Genomic DNA, 19948 nt, shown 5'->3' on the forward strand with positions numbered 1-19948 from the left:
GTTTTACACGGAGCTTTGCAAGCGCTCAGCGCACGCGGCTAGCCCAGCAGGTTGTATACAAACACAATAATCACCGCCACTGGCGTTACATAGCGCAGCAGATTAAGCCACAGCGCAAACGTGGCACCGTGCAAATTCAGGTCTGCTTTCAACGACTCTTTCGCCACAAACCAGCCCACGAAAATGGCGGTTAGCAAACCAGACAGCGGCAGCAGGAAGTTGGCGGTGAAGTAATCCAGCAAGTCGAAAATAGTTTTGCCTTCGAACGCTGCGAACATACCCAGCGGGGTCACATCTGACCACACGTTCAGCGACAAAATAGAGGCAATACCCAATAACCAGCACAGTGTGCCCACCACAACGGCACTGCCAGTGCGGTTCATATTGGTATTTTCTTCCGCCCATTCCACTACCGGTTCTAGCAGCGAGATGCCAGAAGTCCAGGCGGCAAACAACAGCAGAATAAAGAACAGCGTGCCAAACAGGCCGCCCATAGGCATATTGCCGAACGCCAGCGGCAAGGTCTGGAAAATCAGCCCCGGACCGGCGCTGGGCTCGAGGCCATTAGCAAAGACCACCGGAAAAATGGCCAAGCCAGCCAGCAGTGCGACCACGGTGTCCATCAAGGCTACAATAACCATAGTGCGGCCAACCGGAACATCGTTACCAAGGTAGGAACCGTAGGCCATCATAATGGCCATACCCAGGCTAAGGGTAAAGAACGCGTGGCCCAGAGCAATCAGCACGCCTTCAATCGTCAGCTTGGAAAAATCTGGCGTAAATAGAAAGCTAACGGCTTCGCCGAAATGGCCGGTTGTTGTCGCGTAACCCACCGCAACCAGCAAAAGCAGGAACAGCGCCGGCATCAAAATGGTAACAGCGCGTTCCAGGCCACCCTTCAGGCCTTGCGACACTACCAGTATTACCAGTGCCATAAACACAGTGTGCCAGGCCAGCAACTGCACAGGGCTGGCCAACAGGCCGCCAAACAAATCACCAATGGATTCCGCAGTACCACCAGTGAAGTCGCCCATGGCCGCATGGCCAACGTAAGACGCCGCCCAGCCACCAATCACCGAATAGAACGACAGAATGGCAAAAGCCGCAATCATGCCGATTACCGCCGAAATACGCCAGACTGGCGATTTCAGGTTGCGCTCAGCGACCAGGCGCATGCTGGTGATGGGGTTGTGACGGCCGTTGCGGCCAATGAAAACCTCCGCCATCATGATGGGCACACCAATAACAGCGATGCACAACAAGTACACCAGTACAAAGGCACCACCGCCGTTCTCACCGGTTACATAAGGGAATTTCCAAATGTTGCCAAGGCCCACGGCAGAACCGGTTGCCGCCAGAATAAAGGCGAAGCGGGAAGACCAAAGACCACGGGACAAACCTGAGTTGTTGCCCGGGGCTGTTTTCGACTGAGTCATGTTCTTGTTCCTGTGCTTTGGGCTAAGAAATGAACTTAATAAGGGTTGCCCCAGATCAGGCCTGGACTCTTGAAGCGAGATTTTGCCAGCACTGGCCAGCCGATGCCACCCAATCGCTTAGATTCTGCCTCTGGCCACTGCCCAGCGAGCCCGTAGCCACGAGTTCAGCCACAAAGACGCCAGAATGATCGCGCCGCCCACAGCCAGGCGAGGAATATCCGCATCGCGGTTCCAGATCAACAGATTCACCAATAAACCGGCAGGCACCAGAGCGTTGTTCATTACCGCCAGGGTGCCGGCGTCAACGTAGCAGGCGCCACGGTTCCACAGAAACAGACCCAGGCCCGATGCCGCCAGCCCGAGCCAGGCCAGAATGCCCCACTGCGTAAGCGTGCCAGGCAACCTGTCGGCGTTGCCAAAAATCAGAAACGATGGCAGTGCCACGATTAAAGCGCCAAAGAAAAAGTAACCAAAGGTGCGCCAGGGTGGAATGGGCAAGGGGTAGCGTGCCATCACGTGTTTGTAACCCACCTGGCCCGCGGCAAAGGTGATATTGGCTATCTGCAGCAATAAAAAACCGGTGATGAAGTCTTCACTCAGGCCATCATAGCGAATAACGCCGGCGCCCAAGGTGGCCACTGCGGCCGCCATCAGCCCCGCCGGGGAGAAGCGCCGGTTCAGGGCGTCGTCTACCAAGGTTACGTACAACGGTGTGAAGATAGTGAATAACAGCACCTCTGGCACCGACAGATAGCTAAACGCTTGATACAGGCACACGTAGGTAATGCCAAACTGCAGCATACCGCTGACCAGAATGCCTTTTTTCAGCCCAGCGGGCACACCGCGCCAGCGGGTAAGCGGTAAAAATACCAGCGCTGCCAGCAACACCCGGGTAAGAACTGCAAAATAGCTGTCGACCCTGCCCGCTAGAAACTCGCCGATCAAACTGAACGAAAACGCCCAGAGAATCGTAACAAATACCAAAAAACCCATGCCCGCTGCGCCTGCAAAAATGAAGGGCAGTATTTTACCTGCTTTTGCGACCAATTACAGGCTGCAAAAAAGCCTTGGCCAACGCCTATGCGGACAATGCGCAATGCCCCTGGGCGCCCGAATCCGGTAACATCCGCTCCCCAATAGACGGCGCCTGACTGGTCATTCAGAGCCGCCACCGAATTCGACCGTATTTCGGACACTTGTTATGGATGAACTGCACCAGCCACTGCCCGCTATCCGCCAGCCTTTCGCTAAACGGGTGCTGCTGGAATGGAAAACCCTGGCGATACTGGGCGGGCCTATTCTGGTGGCGCAGGTTGCACAGATGGCAAACGGCGTGATTGATACCGTTATGGCTGGCCACGCCAGCGCCCAGGATCTGGCCGCGGTGGGCATTGGTTCCAGCCTGTGGATGCCATTGTTCCTGTTTTTCTGGGGCGTTCTGAGCGCCCAGCAGCCCATTATTTCCGGCTATAAAGGCGCCAACAAACTGCGGCGGATTATGCCAACGGTCTGGCAAGGGCTTTATATTGCGGCAGCAGCGGCCGTGATTATGATTCTGCTGCTAACGAATGTGCACCCGGTGTTGACCCTGATGAAGCTGGAACCGGCCACCGCCGGCATTGCCCAGGGCTACCTGGATGCGTTCGCCTGGGGCGTTCCCGCACTGCTGCTGATGACCGCTCTGCGCGGACTGACCGATGGCCTGGGCCATACCCGGGTGATTATGGTGTTTTCACTGATCAGCACCCTGTTCAACCTGCCACTGAACTATTTGTTTATCTACGGTGGCCTGGGCATTCCCGCTATGGGAGGTGTCGGCTGTGGCTGGGCCACGTCGCTATCCAACGGTATCGCTGCAATCGGGTTACTGACTTACCTGAACCGCAGCCGGATGTATCAGAATTTTCGCCTGCTGGCCTACGTCGCCCGCCCCAACCCGCGTGTACTGCACTATGTATTGCGGCTGGGTTTGCCCATTGGTTTTACCATCTTTGTAGAGGCCAGCATGTTTGCCGTGATCGCACTGTTTCTGGCGCCTTTGGGGCCAGTGGTGGTGGCCGGGCACCAGATTGCGTTAAACGTGGTGTCTTTATTGTTTATGCTGCCGCTGAGCCTGGGCATGGCCATCACCCTGCGGGTGAGCTTTCTGGTAGGCGCGGGGTCGCCTGAGTCTGCGCGGCTGCTGTCACGCAGTGCGATAATTCTGGCTGCGTTTATTTCACTGCTGTTTGCGATTGTCCTGTTTGTATTCCGTGCGCCCATTGCCGCGCTCTATTCCAGTGACCCCGAAGTTCAGGCAGTCAGCGTTACTCTGTTGATGTACGCCGCGTTTTTTCAGGTGGCGGATGTTATTCAGGTTACCTGCATCAGTGGCCTGCGGGGCTATAAAGACACCCGCATTCCGATGATCATTATGCTGTTTTCATTCTGGGTGGTGGGTATGCCGCTGGGCTATGCGCTGGCGTTTACCAGCGTTCTGGTGCCGGCCATGGGGGCCGCGGGCTTCTGGGTAGGGCTTACTGGCGGCCTTATCTCCGCCAGTGTGCTGATGGGCTGGCGCCTGTTCGGCTACAACTGGGGTTGGGCCAAGCCTAAGGCGTCCGCGTGATGGCGCAGATGGTCGTCAATAAAAGACGCAATAAAGAAATAGCTGTGATCGTAGCCGGACTGCATGCGCAGGGTTACCGGATGGTTAACGCTGTGGCAGGCCTGAACCAGCGCCTGCGGGTTCAGCTGCTCTGCCAGAAATTGGTCGGCAGTGCCTTGGTCAATCAGTAACGGCAAGCGTTCCTGGGCATCCGCGATCAGCAGGGTGGCATCCCACTGTTTCCACTTTTCCTGGTTGTCACCCAGATAGCCGGCAAAGGCTTTCTGGCCCCAAGGGCACTCCACCGGATGGGCAACGGGTGAAAACGCCGATACCGACCGGTAAAGCCCCGGGTTTTTGAGCGCGCATATCAACGCTCCGTGACCACCCATAGAATGGCCGCTGATGGATTTTTCAGCACTGACGGGCAATTCGTTTTCTACCACTTGGGGCAGTTCCTTCACTACGTAATCGTACATCCGGTAGTGGGGCGCCCAAGGCTGCTCTGTGGCATTCACATAAAAACCTGCACCGCTGCCAAAATCGTAGCTGTCGTCTTGCCCCGGCAAATTGATGCCCCTCGGGCTGGTATCCGGGCACACAATCGCCAGACCCAACTCAGAGGCCAGTTTCTGTGCACCGGCTTTTTGCATAAAATTTTCGTCGTTGCAGGTCAGGCCAGACAGCCAATACAACACCGGGACCTTGTGGCCCGGTTCTGCCAGCGCCTGGGGCGGCAGGAAAACAGCAAATTCCATCTGGCATTCCAGGGTAGCGGCGGTGTGGCGGTAACGGCGGTGCTCGCCGCCAAAGCTGGCGTTCGTTGAAATCAGTTCCATAGTGCCCTCGGTATTAGTGTATCCGGACAAGGTTAACCCTCAGTCATCGGAGTTAGCAAACCTTGGTGTGCCCACGCTGCAACCTGCGTTAACAAGGTGTTCCAAAATGGCGCTGCGGGTGACTATGCCCACCAGTTTGCCGTGATCAACAACCGGGTACACTTTCGGTTTGCCAGCGCCGAGTTTCTGGGCAAGGTCAACAATCGCCGTGCCAGGTGAAATCCACACGGGTTCACGGAACATAACATCGTCCACAATCGGATCACCCTCACAGTGATAATTGCTCACCAGTAACGCATGGATACAATCCTGCTCAGACACAAAACCAAGCAAACGCCGACTCGCATCAACCACCGGCAGCCCGGAAATATGATTCTCCAGCAGCGCCTTGACCACTTTGGTTAGGGGTGTCCCGCAGCGGACGGGCTCAATATGATTGAACATAACATCGGAAACTCTGAGTGCACACATGAGCAATTCCCCGCATTTCTGTTTGACCCGGCCGGCATTGGCCAAACCTCAACCCTGTGCTGTAAACATAGGCAATATTCGCCGAATTCTCCAGCTTTAACCAAGTGCCGGTTTACACAGGACAGTAATTGAGTAAGCTCAGTAAGTTATACCCCTTGCGGGTAAAATCAAAAAATCAAACCATGGCACATATATATCGAACCATGGCATATAAAAAAGGATTCTCATGGACGCTATTGAAAACGTATTTAGTGCAATCAACGGGCTGGTTTGGGGGCCACCCATGTTGATACTCATTCTTGGTGTGGGGCTGTTTTTAAGTCTCGGCCTGAAGCTGATGCCCATATTCAAGCTCGGTGCGGGTTTTCGCCTGATGTGGAACGGTCGCAGCGCCGCAGGTGCGGAGTCAGATGGTGAGATTCCGCCGTTTCAGGCTCTGATGACCGCCCTTTCAGCCACTGTCGGAACCGGTAACATCGCCGGCGTGGCCACCGCGGTTTTCCTCGGCGGCCCGGGGGCCCTGTTCTGGATGTGGCTGACAGCCCTGGTGGGAATGGCGACCAAGTACTCTGAAGCGGTGCTCGCGGTGCGCTTCCGCGAGGTCGATGAGAACGGCTCCTATGTCGGCGGGCCCATGTATTACATTCGTAACGGGCTTGGCAAAAAATGGGCCTGGATGGGCGTGCTGTTTGCCGTTTTCGCCGCTATTGCCGGCTTCGGCATCGGCAATACCGTACAGGCCAACTCGGTTGCAGACGTAATGGAAGCCACATTCGGCCTGCCACACTGGATCAGCGGCGTTATCCTGATGGTTCTGGTGGGTATGGTTCTGATTGGCGGTATTCGCCGCATCGGGCAGGTAGCCAGCGCGCTCGTTCCTATTATGGCAGTGTCGTACCTACTTGCTGGACTGGTTGTACTGGCCATTAATTTCGCCGAGATTCCTGCCGCATTTGGGCTAATCTTCGAGCATGCGTTCAGCCCCATCGCTGCAGAAGGCGGCTTTGCCGGTGCGGCAGTCTGGGCAGCCATCCGGTTCGGCGTTGCCAGGGGTGTTTTTTCCAACGAGGCCGGTTTGGGCTCTGCGCCTATCGCCCACGCGGCAGCGCAAACCAAGAACCCTATCAATCAGGGTATGATCGCCATGCTGGGCACCTTTATTGACACCATCATTATTTGTACGATCACCGGCCTGGTCATCATCACTTCTGGTGTATGGACATCCGGCGAATCCGGCGCGGCACTCACGTCCATGGCGTTCTCACAGGCGCTTCCGGGCGTTGGCGATTATGTGGTGGCCATAGCTCTGGCTGTTTTTGCCTTTACGACCCTTCTTGGCTGGTCATTCTACGGTGAGCGCAGCGTTGAATTCCTGTTCGGCGTAAAGGCTATAGTGCCTTATCGAATTGCCTGGGTCCTTGCTATCCCCGTTGGCGCAACCGTAAACCTGGGCCTGATCTGGCTGATAGCAGACACGCTGAATGCCATGATGGCACTGCCCAACCTGATTGCCCTGGCGCTACTCAGCCCGGTGGTGTTCAAACTGACCAAAGAGCATTTTGAGAAAGAAAAAGCGGCAGGCCTCTGATACAACGGCCATTACGGCTGAGAACGAGCAGACCCGTGCCGGATGAGGTGTATCAACTAACCCTTGCATTCCTGTCATCCGGCACCGCTCCATTTTTATATACAATCAATAACCAGGCTCGGCCGTTTACCTGCCGGAACCTCAAACAACGCGATCAGATACTGCATCGAAGGAGAGCGAACATGAGTTTACGCCTTGGAGATACCGCACCGGATTTTGAGCAGGATTCCAGTGAGGGTAAAATCAGTTTCCATAAATGGCTCGGCGACGGCTGGGGTGTGCTGTTTTCACACCCGGCAGACTTTACCCCGGTGTGCACCACCGAGCTGGGCCTGACCGCCAAGCTGAAGGGCGAGTTTGCCAAGCGCAATGTGAAAGCCATGGCGTTGAGTGTTGACCCCGTTGATTCCCACCACGACTGGATCAAAGACATCAACGAAACCCAGGGTTGCACCGTTAACTTCCCGATCATTGCCGACCACGACGGTAAAGTGGCCGAGCTATACGACATGATTCACCCCAATGCCAACAGCACGCTGACCGTACGCTCGCTGTTCGTGATTGATCCGAACAAGAAAGTGCGTTTGATCATCACTTACCCTGCCAGCACGGGTCGCAACTTCAACGAAGTACTGCGGGTTATCGACTCCTTGCAGCTGACGGATGAACACAAAGTCGCCACCCCGGGTAACTGGGAACGCGGCGGCGACGTGGTGATTGTGCCTTCGTTGCAAGATGAAGACGAAATCAAACAACGCTTCCCAAAAGGCTACAAGGCGGTTAAGTCGTACCTGCGTATGACTCCAGACCCGACCACCAACTGGTCTGGCGATTAAATCGCGCTGTTTGCATTTTTAGCAATGCAAAAAGGCCGGGTTGCGTTAGCAGCCCGGCCTTTTTTATATCAATAACACATCAGAATGCAGGTGCTCTTAAAAAGCAGGAACGACCGCTCCCTGATATTTCTCGTTAATAAAGTCTTTCACGTCTTCGGATGTCAGCGCGGCTGCCAGCTTCTTCATAGCGTCGCTGTCTTTGTTATCTGGGCGAGCCACCAGAATGTTGACGTAAGGTGAATCCGAACCTTCGATGATCAGCGCGTCCTTGGTGGGGTTCAGGCCCGCTTCCAGCGCGTAGTTGGTGTTGATCAGGGCAACGTCTACCTGGTTCAGGATACGCGGCAGGGTAGCGGCCTCCAGTTCTTTAAATTCCAGGTTCTTCGGGTTGTCGGCAATATCGCGCGGTGTTGCGGTGATTTTGCTGCCTTCCTTCAAGGTGATCAGTCCGGCTTTTTGCAGCAGCAGCAGGGCGCGACCGCCGTTTGTGGGGTCGTTAGGAATGGCAACAACGCCGCCGTCTTTCAGCTCGTCCAACGATTTGATTTTGCTGGAGTAAGCACCGAAAGGCTCAACGTGCACGCCGGTAACCGTAACCAGGTTTGTACCACGACCGGCGTTAAACTCGTCCAGGTACGGCTGGTGCTGGAAGAAGTTGGCGTCCATGCGCTTCTGGTCAACCTGAACGTTGGGCTGGATGTAGTCGGTGAATACCTTTACGTCTAGCTCTACGCCCTGCTCGGCCAGCATCGGTTTCACAAATTCCAGGATTTCCGCGTGGGGGACCGGAGTGGCAGCAATGCTGAGTTCTTCGGCGCTAACAGCAGCAGACAAAGTAGCCGCAGCGGCTAGGGCAATCAGGGTCTTCTTGAAAGTCATCTGTGTTCTCCTTGGGTGCATCTGAAGGTTAATTCGCCGCTATTTACGACTGAAATGTATAACTAGACGATCGCCTAGCATTTGGAGCAGCTGTACGAAAATCACCAGTAACGCGACGGTGATGACCATAACGTCGGTTTGGAACCGTTGATAACCGAAACGAATGGCCAGGTCGCCCAGGCCGCCTCCGCCAATCACGCCGGACATAGCCGCATAAGACACCAAGGTTATTGCGGTGACGGTAACACCGGCGATGATGCCCGGAAGCGCTTCCGGCAACAAGGCACCGAGGACAATTTGCCGCACGTTAGCGCCCATGGCCTGGGTGGCTTCGATAATGCCGCGGTCCACTTCCCGCAGCGACGTTTCTACCAGACGAGCAAAGAAGGGCGCGCCGCCGGCGACCAGTGGTGGTATAGCCCCCGCAACGCCCAGAGAGGTGCCTATCATCATCACGGTAAACGGAATCATCACAATCAACAGAATGATAAACGGCACCGAACGCAGTACGTTCACTACGAACGACAGTACCGCGTAGGCCAAGGGCTGTTCCAGCAGCTGGCGCTTGCCAAACAAAAACAGCAGCACACCAACGGGCAGGCCAATCACCACGCTGAACAGCAGCGACATGGCCACCATAATCAGGGTGTCCCAACTGGCAATGCCGATTTCCATCCAGTCTACGTTGCTTAACAAATCCTGCATCAGGGCTTTCATCAGTTCATCACCTCTACGTGCACGTCTGCAGCTTCCAGCGCGGCCATGGCCACAGCCAGGTCGCCGCCCACCAGTGCCAGAGTCAGCTGGCCGTAAGGCGTATCTTTAATGTGGTCAATGCGACCGGAGATGATGCTGAAGTCGACCCCGGACTTTCGCGCCACGCTGCCAAGTAACGGGTCGTAGGTCGACTCGCCTTTGAAGGTCAGGCGAAGAATGCGGCCTTTGGCCTTTTTAAAATCCTGCTGCAGTTCAAGGCTATCGATATTTTCGCTTTCGAAGACAAAGTCGCGGGTAGTGGGGTGTTGCGGATGCAGAAACACATCGCTCACCGGGCCCATTTCCACCACGCGGCCTGCATCCATCACCGCGACCCGGTCACACACTCGGCGCACCACGTCCATTTCGTGGGTAATCAGCACGATGGTCAAACCCAGTTCGCGGTTGATATCGGCCAGCAGTTTCAGCACCGATTGGGTGGTTTGCGGGTCCAGCGCGCTGGTGGCTTCGTCGCACAGCAAAATGGTGGGCCGGCAGGCCAGAGCGCGCGCAATGCCTACTCGTTGTTTTTGGCCGCCTGAAAGCTGCGACGGGAACTTTATGGCGTGTTCAGACAAGCTGACCAGCTCGAGCAACTCTTCAACCCGCTGCTGGATCTCAGATTTTGAATAGATGCCGGCCAGTTTCATGGGAAAGGCGATGTTGTCGTTAACCGTCTTTGATGACAACAGATTGAAGTGCTGGAAGATCATGCCAACGTTGCGGCGAAAAGCACGCAACTGGGAGGCGTTATAATGGGTAACGTCTTCGCCGTCGATCTTGATGCTGCCGCCGGTCGGGCGTTCCAGCAAGTTAATCAACCGTACCAAGGTGGATTTGCCAGCGCCGGAATGGCCGACTATGCCAAATACTTCGCCGGTTTCAATAGCAAAGCTGGTGGGGTGCAGCGCAGGAACAGCTTTACCCCCCACCTGGTAGGATTTCTCTATCTCGTCAAATACGATCACGAATCAGCCTTGTCGCGCCTTGGGCGTCAGTGTTTTGTCGGTGCAAATTTAAAAAGACGCGATTATAAACCATTCGCTCATCAAACCCGAATCCGCACCCCCTGCGCAGCAAGCAAAGTACGCAAGATAGGGGACAAATTTAAAATCTGTCCCCGTTTCGGGTTCATTAAATCTCGTACAGTTGAGTCACGTGTAGAATCGGACCTGTTGGAGCCCCGGTTAGCGAGCCTCCGCTGGGCTCCAGACTGATGGCGAGGGTGCGGCTTTGTGACAGCGCGTCTCTGGCCGCATCCGTCAATGTCACTTGGTGCACCCCACCCACAGGAATAACGCCAAGCGATAGGGGCTGACCATTCTCCGGTACGATCCAGAGTTCGTAATCTTTATCGGTTTCGGCGGCATTGGCGGCGACCGAGCGCAACTTCAACAGATTGTTAGAACCCGTCTCACTCACCAGCCAGAGCGGATCATTGATACCAGCCTGAACAACAGCGCCTGAAAGCTGCATCTGGGGAATCCCCTGCGACGGCTGGAGCAATAAAACCGCCATAACCAGAGCGGCAGCCGTCGCAACAATACTCCAGCCAGGCCAGAACCACCGTTGGTTGGCGCGGGATTGGGCTTTACCGGCAGGCCGCTCTTGTTGCCATAAGCGGCGTTCAATTGAAGTCCACACAGACGAAGGAGGGTTGACCTCTGCCACTTCGACGGACAATGGACCGAGTTTTTGCTCCCAGAACCAGACCTCTTGCCGTACCTTTGTGGATTCCATCATCCAGCGCTCAAAGCGCTTACGTGCAAGGCCCTGGAGTGAACCCAGAACATACTCGGCGGCAAGATTTTCAATGCGTTCAGGTGTCTTATTCATTGTTCCAGGCACCTCTTTAAAGTCATCAGTCCACGGCGCACCCAGCTTTTCACCGTCCCCAATGGAGTGCTCAGGACATGGGCCAACTCATCGTGCGTCAGCCCTTTGTAGTAAGAGAGTAGAATGCTGTCACGCTGCGCATCGCTGAGCTCATTGAGGCAACCGCTAAGCTGTGCTTCTCCGGCGCTGCGAAGGGACTCATCAAGAGGACCCTCGCGCCCGTCTTCAACGTACTCAAGATGCTCTTCACCGCCGTTACGACGAATCTTGCGCGCCCGCATCATGTCCAGTGTCCGGTAGCGCGCAATGCTCATCATCCAGCTTAACGGCATACCGCGATCGGTGTGATACTCGCGGGCACGATGCCATATCTGGAGAAACGCCTCCTGTAAGGCATCTTCCGCCAGATCGCGCTGCCCTGCCAGTTTCAGACACATTCCGAACATTCGGGCGGACACCCTATGATAAAGCTGCTGGAAGGCGTCACGGTCTTCACGGGATACGGCTACCAGCAAGCGCATAAGGTCGTCCTGATCGTTTTTAGTCTGAGACATTTCAACTCCGTACGACTATCATTATTTAGTACGCCCTGCCCATCCCGGCGAGATGCAAACACCACTGTAATTTTTTTCATTGCAGCGTGCATCTTTATTGTACGGCTGCGCGTTACCTCGTTGTCATAACCAAAACAAAGCACTCTGAGGAAACACTATGAACACCATTATTAAACGTTCTGCTCTGGCTATCGCTGTTACCAGCGTCTGTTTGAGCGCCGGCCTGAGCCACGCCTCCAGTCACCGCGAAGCGCCTTTCATAACCGAAGTGCCAAAAGTGGACGGCACCGATTTTTACATGTTCCGCAGCTATGAATCCGGTCGCGAAGACTATGTCACCCTGATCGCCAATTACTTGCCTTTGCAAGATGCCTACGGCGGTCCCAACTATTTCGATATGGATGAAGATGCCCTTTACGAAATTCACATCGATAACAGCGGTAACGCTCAGGAAGACCTGACGTTCCAGTTCCAGTTCACTACCACCCTAAACGACATCCAGTTACCGGTTGGCCCGGCTGGCGACCAGAAAATGGTCTCTGTGCCACTAAAGAACATTGGTAACGCCGCCGACAGCGCCAATGTTCAAGTCAGCCAAGAGTATACGGTTTCCGTTGTTCGTGGTGACCGCCGCACCGGCACCGTCCAGACCGCAACGAATGCCTCCAATGGCACCGCTACATTTGACAAACCTCTGGACAACATCGGTGGTAAATCGTTTGCCGATTACCAGACTTATGCCAATCAGCATATTTTCCAGATGGCCATTCCAGGCTGTTCCGTCAACGCCAAGGTGTTTGTCGGTCAGCGCAAAGAAGCTTTTGCGGTCAATCTCGGCGAGATTTTCGACCTGGTGAACACCAATCCTCTCGGACTGCGTAACGGCGAAGGTAAAGGGGACCTAGACGATAAGAACGTAACCTCGTTTGCCCTGGAAGTGCCCGCCCAGTGCCTGACCGGCACCGCGGCAAACGCTTCGGGCCAACCAGTCATTGGTGGTTGGACCACCGCTAGCTTGCGCCAGGCGAGAATCATTAATCCAGCACCCAGCGCAGACGGCAAGGGAGCTACCGTGGAAGGTGGCGCCTGGACCCAAGTTTCGCGCTTGGGCATGCCGCTGGTGAACGAAGTCGTCATCGGCCTTAAGGATAAGGACCGGTTCAACGCCAGCGAACCGAAAGATGATAGCCAGTTTGCCACTTACGTCACTAACCCGACTCTGCCGGAACTGTTGGAAATACTGTTCAGCGGCGCAGGCGCTGTAGCACCGAATAACTTTCCCCGCACCGATTTAGTGTCAGCGTTTTTGACCGGTGTGGCTGGGGTCAATATGCCAGTGGGCGTGCAAGCGTCAGAAATGCTGCGCCTGAACCCCGCTATCGCCGCTACAGCTGCGGCCACGCAAAATGACCTAGGCGTTCTGGGCAGTGACAACGCCGGATTCCCGAACGGTCGCCGCCCCGTCGATGACGTTGTGGATTCCGCCTTAAGAGTCGTCATGGGTGCCCTGACCACTGACGCCCCAAATAAAGACACACCCTTTACCGATGGCGTTCAGCTTGACCCAACCGAACTTCAAGTCGTGTTCCCGTACCTGGCGACTCCGCTGGCCGGCTCACCCAATTCTTGAGGAGTGAAAAATGAAATTAACCATTAAGTTAGCTGCGACGGGGCTGGTGGCTCTGGCCTTGACGGGATGTTTTGACGGCTCTGGCGGCAACAGTAGCCAGGCCCCGCAACCTGCGGCGTCAGTGGATTTCGGCACCTTCGTTAAGAACGAATTTGCTAACCCGAATGCCAATCGGGAGCCTACGGAGTTGAATAACGTCACATTCAGCTTTAACGACCAGGACAATCCACAGGCCTTCGATGACCTTCTCCGATAAAATATCGGCACACCGGACCCGGCCTGCTTTGCAGCCGGTCCTCTCCCTTCCCGCGCGTTGGCGCGGGGGGGCTTTTTTTTTGGGATTTGGCCTGCTGGGTTTGCTGTGTTCAGCAACATCAACCGCCGCACCCAGCCCCATTCAACATGATTTTGACGACGACGCTGTGCTGGTGACCCTGCCCGCGTCTGGCCCCGCCAGCGATGGCGCCACCTCTTCCCCCGAAGCGATGGCGGTAGAGGTTAAAAGGCTGATCTCCGAGGCGCGTCTTAGTGGCGACCCCCGGTTTTTAGGCTATGCCGAACGCTTGTTCAAACAACAAGCCGGCACGGAGCTAACGGATGCATTGTTGGTTCTACGGGCAACGCTTGCACAGAGCCTGCACCAGTTCGATGCAGCACGACAAGACATTCAAACGGTGCTCGACCGCTCGCAAGCGCCAACACAACGAGTCCAGGCGCTGGTGACACTGGCCAACATTGAGATTGTTCAGGGGCATTACGGACGGGCACAAACACTGTGCGATCAGCTAACAACCGAGTACCCCGGTCTGATCGCTGCAAGCTGTCATGCACAGGTGGCCGCGCGTACAGGCGCGGCCAAAGCCGCTTACGACACGCTGATTACCGCAACCCGGTCTTTGGGTAGAGCAACCGACCAACAGCGTTTGTGGGCTGAGGGTACATTGGGCGACATCGCGGCACAGCTGGGCAAACGCTCTGCGATTGTGCATTGGTATCGGGTACTAAATCAGGGTCCGGACGATTTATACACCCGGGCACAGCTTGCGGACTGGTTCCTGCAAGCCGACGAACCTGATCAGGCGTTGGCCCTGACCGAGGGTTACGAGGCGATTGATACGTTAGCGGTGATCCGTGCTATCGCTATGCGCCGCGTAGATCATCCAGACGCATCGGCGCTGGCCTCACAATTGCGGGAGCGATTTGATGAAGCACTATGGCGTGGCTCCATGTTGCATCAGCGCGACCTGGCCAGTTTCGAGCTGGATATTGAGCAGCGGCCAACGGCTGCCCTACAACACGCCATGGCCAACTGGGCATCACAACGTGAACCTCTGGATACCCGCCTGGCACTCAGGGCTGCCATTGCTGCGCAAGACAGCACAGCACTGGGCCAACTCCGCGAATGGCTTAAACAGCAGAATCAGTCTGATGAACGCTATCCGGAGGACTCATGATGCGCGCCATGCAACTTTTTACACTGTTGGCGATGGTTGCCTTCGCAAGCACAGCGGTTGCTCATAAAGCCAGTGACAGCTTTATTTATCTTGACCTGGACGCCGCCGAGATACGCATTGACGTCGCACTGCGAGATCTCGCTCTGTTGATTCCCCTAGACGCCAATGGCGATCAACAGCTCACGGGGCAGGAGCTTCGCGCCCAACGATCCGCTACGACACAAGCCATTGAGAATGCGGTCACCCTTGCCAGCGAGCAGGGCGCCTGTAACCTCAAAGGCCAGGCATGGGGACTGAGCTCGCACAGTGATGGCCCCTATCTTGCGACCCAATACGGCATTGACTGCCTTAACGGCGAGCTCCCGCAGCAAATTGAATACACTCTGCTGTTTGATGTAGACAGCCTGCACAGAGGACTGGTTGAAATCACCTCTGCAGGTACCCGCTCACTCACGGTAATTTCTCCGGATCAACCCATAGTTGACCTTACCGGCGGGCCTATAGGGCCATGGAGCACCTTCACAACATTTCTTCTTGAAGGCGTTATCCATTTGCTGATCGGGCTTGACCACATGCTGTTTCTGCTGGTGCTGGTATTGCCGACTACGCTGATCCGCCGTCAAGAGAACAATCTGGGCACAACCCGCTCATTCAAATCGCGGTTACTACAACTGACGGGTATTGTGACAGCCTTTACGGTGGCGCATTCCATCACCTTGGCCCTGGCAGCGCTGGATATCGTTCGGCTTCCCATTGCCTGGGTTGAAACGGTCATCGCGCTTTCCATTGCTCTCGCCGCACTTAATGTAATTTGGCCTTTTCTGGGCCGGAAAACCTGGAAACTGGCGTTCGCCTTCGGCCTGGTGCACGGCTTTGGTTTCGCCAGCGTGCTGGGCGACCTGACCGGCGGAATTTCCAGCTTGGCCATTGCGCTGGTGGGCTTCAATCTGGGCGTGGAGTTGGGGCAGCTAGGGTTGCTAATCGTTGGTTTCCCACTTTTATATGCCTTGGCACACGTTAACGCGTATCAACGGGTTGTAGTGCCGCTGCTTCTTATGGGCGTGGGCGCCATCAGTCTGATGTGGGTGGTGGAAAGGGCAGGGACTATTTAAACTAAAAAGATAAATAGGGGACAGATTTGAAATCTGTCCCCTGCCTTGCTGATTCAATCATTGAAATCAATGCAGCGCCCGCAAATCCCTGGGGTATAGGGCTGCGCTCACTTCTGGTTCGTCCAGTAAATCGGACAACTGAAGATCAATCGCGGTTTCCTCACCTTCGTTCGGTAATGGATCAAACAGTGTACTGAGCCACGCTGCAACCGAAGGCGCTTCATCGCGCTGGTAATCGGTGGACAAGGCTTTGATTTTACGAAAACCAATAATGCGCTGGTGCCGTGGGTCACGAATTTGCTCGAAACCACGCCAGTAAATGCGGTCACGGGTGTGTAGTTGCACAAACAGGGTGTCGATGGGGCCATCCGCCTCGTCTTCCGCACCCGCCTCGACGTCGTTCTCGCCATTGGGCTCTGTGCCCGCAGCGGTGTCGGTCGCCTGCCCTGACTTTTTATTGCGGATGGTGGTCCAGGCCGGGTACAGCACCGCTACCGCGTCAGCTTCTACGTGTTCCCTCGCAGCGCGAAGAATCAATCCCCAGCGGGCTTTGTCGGCGTCGGTTTCCAGAGATTGAATGGGTAAATCGTAGCTGTGTTCACTGGCCAGCACTATGGCCATCATCGGGGCATCTAACTCTCCCATGGCTTCCGCCTGGGCGACCGATACCAGTTCTTCGATTGCCATCGGTTGGTTCATAATGCACTAGCCTCCTCGATGCCATCAGAATAAAACAGGGAAAACCGCACTCCCTGATTATCAGCATAGCCTGTTACAACGTAGAAAGATAAACGTGAGGGCGATCACAACAGATCACAAGCCCCGGTAAAACAATAATCTGCTTTCAACCGTTATAACTTTTGCTATTGTGAGCGCACACCCACCATACCTGTAACAACGTTGGCCGACCAACGGGTCAGTATTCAAACACTCAATGTTCGAAACCGCCTTTATGACACCTATTTTTTTCGCGATAACCCGGCTATTACAGGCTGCCCTGCTGGCAACGCTGCCATGGTTTATCAGCAGCGTCGCTGCTAGCCCTGGCAAGGCCGACGCCTGGACCGATGTGGTGCGGGCCGCCCCGTATTGGTCCAGCCAGGGCGTCTATCGCAACGTGCTCACCATTCGCAGCTGGGTGTTGAACGAGTCTAGCTACTGCGCCAACCGGAACCGCCACATTTTTTACGATATGCGCGGCCAGTTTTTAGGCTGGAGTGAAGACGCTGACACTGTCGAAGCCAACCAACAGCAGCTCAACGGCACCCGCAAGGACATGTTCAAGGATGGCCGCAGCAGCGCCTGGGCCGCCGGCGCGGCGGATGTGACCGGGTATCCGTTTGCACTGGCCTGCGACCAACCCCACGTTGATCTTCCCGGCTCTATTGCCCGTTACCTTGGCCAAAATGAGGAAGATCGCCTGTGGGGCGCGTGGGATGACATAAGGGTAGGCGGCCAGGGCAATTCAGTGTCGTTGCACCAAACGCTGATGGCCGTGTACAACAAGCGCAATGATCAGCAACGCTTGAGTGAACTCCCGCCAGCGTTACCGCGCTATTTAGCCGGGCAATTACTGATCGAAAGCGGCGGCCAAACCCGAGCTCATTCAACGGCCAACGCCCGTGGAATCATGCAATTGTCGCCTGCAGCGCTGTCGGACTGCCGCATTCCAATAAAAAACTACTGGCACAGACTCGCACAGATGGACTGCGCTCTGCAGTTGAACAATCAGAATGCGCGTAATTTGCGCCCGGCATTTACCGACCGCTTCGGTAAGTTGCCCGCAAAAAAACGCGATGAACTATTCAGTTTATTACTGGTTCAGGCCTACCACGGCGGAGCGGGACGAGTGAAAAGCCTCTTGCAAGATGAGCTGCTAAGCCGGCCTGCAGAGTACTTTGCCCGCAACCAAGCGCGCTATTCAGCGGGGGATATCGCGTTCGGCATGATTTTTCACAACTTGGGACGGGATCGTTTTGGCCTGTCGTCACTGTATTACGTGGCTGACGTGCAGCTGGCCACCGAGGCCCTGTGTAAAGGCCGCGAGCTGAAAAACTCCGAGTTCTGTCAATGGAAATAACGCTGCTACCAGAGGGCTTGGCCGCAGGTGTCGCTCTGCTGCTGTTACTGGCCTCAGTGCTCGGCTCGATGATCAGCGCCAGTCTGGGTGCCGGTGGTGGTTTGCTGCTGATCGTCATTATGGCCAGCTGGATGCCCCCAGCCGCCATTATCCCGGTGCACGGGCTGGTGCAGCTGGGTTCAAACTGTGGCCGAGCCGCACTGACCTGGCGCCATATTGACTGGAAAGTGATTGCCGCTTTTGCTCCCGGCGTTGTGCTTGGAGCCAGCTTGGGTGCATGGTTACTGGTGGATCTACCCGCTCAAATCTGGCAGCTGACCATTGCACTGTTTGTGCTGTTTTTGTGCTGGGGACCCAAACTGCCAAAAGCCGCCATCGGCGCTCCAGGAATTGTTATAGCCTCGACGTTTACCAGTTTTATCAGCCTGTTCGTTGGGGCCAGCGGGCCACTGGTCGCAGCGTTTATCAAACAGATTCACCGCGACCGCTTTAGCACCATCGCCACGTTTTCAACCGCCATGGCTCTGCAACACGCGCCGAAAGCCCTTGTTTTCGGACTGACCGGGTTTATGTTGAGTGACTGGCTGGCGTTGATTGTGGCGATGATTGGCTGCGGCTTTATCGGCACCTGGCTTGGCCTACGCCTGTTGAAAGCGTTCAGCAATCAGCGCTTTGGCATGGCGCTGAATCTGCTACTGACAGCCTTGGCTCTACGTCTGCTTTGGCAGGCAGCTGCCGCAGGCGCTTGGTGGTAAATAATATCCGCAGGTTTTAGGCGCCTGACATCAAAACCACCTGATTACGGCCGCGGCCTTTGGCCAAGTATGAGCCCTCGTCAGCACGGGCCATAATGGCTTTTGTGCTGGTGTCAGTGGGGTTGATCTGGGCAAGGCCAATACTGGCGGTTACGCTGTAGTCTTCACCTTCGTGTTCAACAACCAAGACTTCGATCCCTGCGCGAATCCGCTCCGCCAGAGCCTCGGCGCATTCCATACCGCAGCTGGGTAAAAGTATTCCAAACTCATCGCCGCCCAGGCGCGCAACGGTGTCAGACTGGCGAACTGTCTGCCTTAACAAGTCAGCCAGACGGCGTAGAAGCTCGTCACCGGTGAGGTGTCCGCCTTTGTCGTTCACCGGTTTGAAGTGGTCAAGATCAATCAGGCACATCACAGTAGCCACTTTATTCTGGCCGGCTTCTAGCAACGCTTTATCCAAACCAAGGCCAAAGGCGCGGCGGTTTAAAAGCTGAGTCAATGGATCGTGGGAGGCCTCCCATGATAGGCGCTCGTTTTCCCGGCGGCGCGCGCTGTCGTCGCGCAGTACAAACACCAGGCGCTCTTGGGACTTACCGTTGCGAACCTTCAGCATGGTTAGGTCGATATCAAACTCATCGCCGACATCATGTCAATTCACAGACCCTCTTGGCCACCAAATGCACCCGGCCATGAAACGTTTTTCTTTGATAGATATCACGTTGCCAGCCAGTAATTAACGTCTTCCGGTCGCTATTTTGCAGGTAACCCATTATCGGCGTGTCAATTAGCTCTGCGGCCGAACGGCCAAGAATGACCTCCAACGCAGGGTTGGCAAACTCAATGCGGCCAAGTACGTCGGTTTGGGCTATGCCGATGGGTGCGCTTTCAGTCAGCGAACGGTAAAAAGCCTCGCGTTCTGCCAGCGACAGCATGGCGCTCTCACGCTCGATCATCAACGTGTTGAATATAGTGGCTACGCGCTGGATTTCGATACTGCCGGGAATGGTAACTGGCTGCGAACGCAAGCCCAGGTGGCGATCCTGTACCTGCTCGCCCAGCAATTTTAAAGGGCGCATCAGCGTGCGAAAACGCCAACCGGCAATGGGTACCAGCACCAATAAAATCAACAACAGCG

Annotated in this window: 21 protein-coding genes; 9 read left to right on the plus strand and 12 right to left on the minus strand. The window is 55.5% G+C overall.

All coding sequences use genetic code 11. From position 1 onward, the window contains the following. Nucleotides 1–38 precede the first annotated feature (38 nt). A complete protein-coding gene (locus tag MIH18_RS11505; RefSeq protein WP_249007185.1) occupies nucleotides 39–1436 on the minus strand; it encodes a sodium-dependent transporter in 1398 nt (465 codons plus the stop codon). A gap of 117 nt (nucleotides 1437–1553) precedes the next feature. Beyond that, nucleotides 1554–2429, minus strand: a complete 876-nt coding sequence (locus tag MIH18_RS11510; protein ID WP_249007184.1) for a carboxylate/amino acid/amine transporter — start codon at nucleotides 2427–2429, stop codon at nucleotides 1554–1556. 208 nt (nucleotides 2430–2637) lie between these two features. Between MIH18_RS11510 and MIH18_RS11515 the strand changes: the two genes are divergently transcribed. Next, nucleotides 2638–4044: an MATE family efflux transporter gene (locus tag MIH18_RS11515; protein WP_249007183.1), complete on the plus strand. Its 1407-nt coding sequence runs from the start codon at nucleotides 2638–2640 to the stop codon at nucleotides 4042–4044. Here MIH18_RS11515 and fghA read toward each other — a convergent pair. Together fghA and MIH18_RS11525 are read right to left on the minus strand one after the other, a co-directional pair. Further along, nucleotides 4005–4862: an S-formylglutathione hydrolase gene (gene fghA, locus MIH18_RS11520; RefSeq protein WP_249007182.1), complete on the minus strand. Its 858-nt coding sequence runs from the start codon at nucleotides 4860–4862 to the stop codon at nucleotides 4005–4007. The genes MIH18_RS11515 and fghA overlap by 40 nt on opposite strands. 39 nt (nucleotides 4863–4901) lie before the next feature. Further along, nucleotides 4902–5333 (minus strand): CBS domain-containing protein, encoded by a 432-nt coding sequence (locus MIH18_RS11525; protein WP_249007181.1) that lies wholly within the window; start codon nucleotides 5331–5333, stop codon nucleotides 4902–4904. Between the two features lie 226 nt (nucleotides 5334–5559). On the opposite strand from MIH18_RS11525, the gene MIH18_RS11530 reads away from it, so the two are divergent. Continuing rightward, nucleotides 5560–6921, plus strand: a complete 1362-nt coding sequence (locus tag MIH18_RS11530) for a sodium:alanine symporter family protein (RefSeq protein ID WP_249007180.1) — start codon at nucleotides 5560–5562, stop codon at nucleotides 6919–6921. 182 nt (nucleotides 6922–7103) lie between these two features. Next, nucleotides 7104–7757, plus strand: a complete 654-nt coding sequence (locus MIH18_RS11535; RefSeq protein ID WP_249007179.1) for a peroxiredoxin — start codon at nucleotides 7104–7106, stop codon at nucleotides 7755–7757. Nucleotides 7758–7853: 96 nt separating this feature from the next. Here the strand turns inward: MIH18_RS11535 and MIH18_RS11540 are convergent, their stop codons facing one another. The 5 genes from MIH18_RS11540 to MIH18_RS11560 form a co-directional block, all read right to left on the minus strand. After that, the gene (locus MIH18_RS11540; protein ID WP_249007178.1) at nucleotides 7854–8636 is read right to left on the minus strand and encodes a MetQ/NlpA family ABC transporter substrate-binding protein; all 783 of its coding nucleotides are present in this window, start codon (nucleotides 8634–8636) and stop codon (nucleotides 7854–7856) included. 39 nt (nucleotides 8637–8675) lie between these two features. After that, nucleotides 8676–9353: a methionine ABC transporter permease gene (locus MIH18_RS11545; protein ID WP_249007177.1), complete on the minus strand. Its 678-nt coding sequence runs from the start codon at nucleotides 9351–9353 to the stop codon at nucleotides 8676–8678. Next, nucleotides 9353–10360, minus strand: a complete 1008-nt coding sequence (locus MIH18_RS11550) for a methionine ABC transporter ATP-binding protein (protein ID WP_249007176.1) — start codon at nucleotides 10358–10360, stop codon at nucleotides 9353–9355. Before MIH18_RS11550 ends, MIH18_RS11545 begins: the two co-directional genes overlap by 1 nt. A 166-nt stretch (nucleotides 10361–10526) precedes the next feature. Next, a complete protein-coding gene (locus MIH18_RS11555; RefSeq protein ID WP_249007175.1) occupies nucleotides 10527–11228 on the minus strand; it encodes an anti-sigma factor in 702 nt (233 codons plus the stop codon). Continuing rightward, nucleotides 11225–11782, minus strand: a complete 558-nt coding sequence (locus MIH18_RS11560) for a sigma-70 family RNA polymerase sigma factor (RefSeq protein ID WP_249007174.1) — start codon at nucleotides 11780–11782, stop codon at nucleotides 11225–11227. Before MIH18_RS11560 ends, MIH18_RS11555 begins: the two co-directional genes overlap by 4 nt. Before the next feature lie 157 nt (nucleotides 11783–11939). Here MIH18_RS11560 and MIH18_RS11565 point away from each other — a divergent pair, with 157 nt between their 5' ends. From MIH18_RS11565 to MIH18_RS11580, 4 genes are all read left to right on the plus strand, one after another. Beyond that, entirely contained in the window at nucleotides 11940–13412 is a 1473-nt protein-coding gene (locus MIH18_RS11565) for a DUF4331 domain-containing protein (protein WP_249012475.1), read from the plus strand. Between the two features lie 10 nt (nucleotides 13413–13422). Beyond that, nucleotides 13423–13668: a hypothetical protein gene (locus MIH18_RS11570; protein WP_249007172.1), complete on the plus strand. Its 246-nt coding sequence runs from the start codon at nucleotides 13423–13425 to the stop codon at nucleotides 13666–13668. 79 nt (nucleotides 13669–13747) lie between these two features. Continuing rightward, complete coding sequence (locus tag MIH18_RS11575; protein WP_249012476.1) at nucleotides 13748–14866, plus strand: hypothetical protein; 1119 nt, start codon at nucleotides 13748–13750, stop codon at nucleotides 14864–14866. Further along, on the plus strand, nucleotides 14863–15978 hold the full coding sequence (locus MIH18_RS11580; RefSeq protein WP_249012477.1) for a HupE/UreJ family protein: 1116 nt from the start codon (nucleotides 14863–14865) through the stop codon (nucleotides 15976–15978). The genes MIH18_RS11575 and MIH18_RS11580 overlap by 4 nt, the downstream gene beginning before the upstream one ends. Nucleotides 15979–16044: 66 nt before the next feature. Here MIH18_RS11580 and MIH18_RS11585 read toward each other — a convergent pair whose 3' ends face one another. Next, nucleotides 16045–16677, minus strand: coding sequence for a hypothetical protein (locus MIH18_RS11585; RefSeq protein ID WP_249007169.1), 633 nt, complete (start codon nucleotides 16675–16677; stop codon nucleotides 16045–16047). A gap of 235 nt (nucleotides 16678–16912) precedes the next feature. Between MIH18_RS11585 and MIH18_RS11590 the strand changes: the two genes are divergently transcribed. Both MIH18_RS11590 and MIH18_RS11595 read left to right on the plus strand, forming a co-directional pair. Further along, entirely contained in the window at nucleotides 16913–18058 is a 1146-nt protein-coding gene (locus tag MIH18_RS11590) for a hypothetical protein (RefSeq protein WP_249007168.1), read from the plus strand. Further along, the gene (locus MIH18_RS11595) at nucleotides 18049–18813 is read left to right on the plus strand and encodes a sulfite exporter TauE/SafE family protein (RefSeq protein WP_249007167.1); all 765 of its coding nucleotides are present in this window, start codon (nucleotides 18049–18051) and stop codon (nucleotides 18811–18813) included. Before MIH18_RS11590 ends, MIH18_RS11595 begins: the two co-directional genes overlap by 10 nt. A gap of 16 nt (nucleotides 18814–18829) precedes the next feature. On the opposite strand, the gene MIH18_RS11600 is transcribed toward MIH18_RS11595, so the two are convergent. After that, nucleotides 18830–19426, minus strand: coding sequence for a GGDEF domain-containing protein (locus MIH18_RS11600; protein WP_249007166.1), 597 nt, complete (start codon nucleotides 19424–19426; stop codon nucleotides 18830–18832). Nucleotides 19427–19457: 31 nt separating this feature from the next. Next, nucleotides 19458–19943, minus strand: coding sequence for a PAS domain S-box protein (locus MIH18_RS11605; protein ID WP_249007165.1), 486 nt, complete (start codon nucleotides 19941–19943; stop codon nucleotides 19458–19460). Between the last annotated feature and the right edge of the window lie 5 nt (nucleotides 19944–19948).

The sequence above is a fragment of the Marinobacter sp. M3C genome (assembly GCF_023311895.1).
Lineage (GTDB): Bacteria > Pseudomonadota > Gammaproteobacteria > Pseudomonadales > Oleiphilaceae > Marinobacter.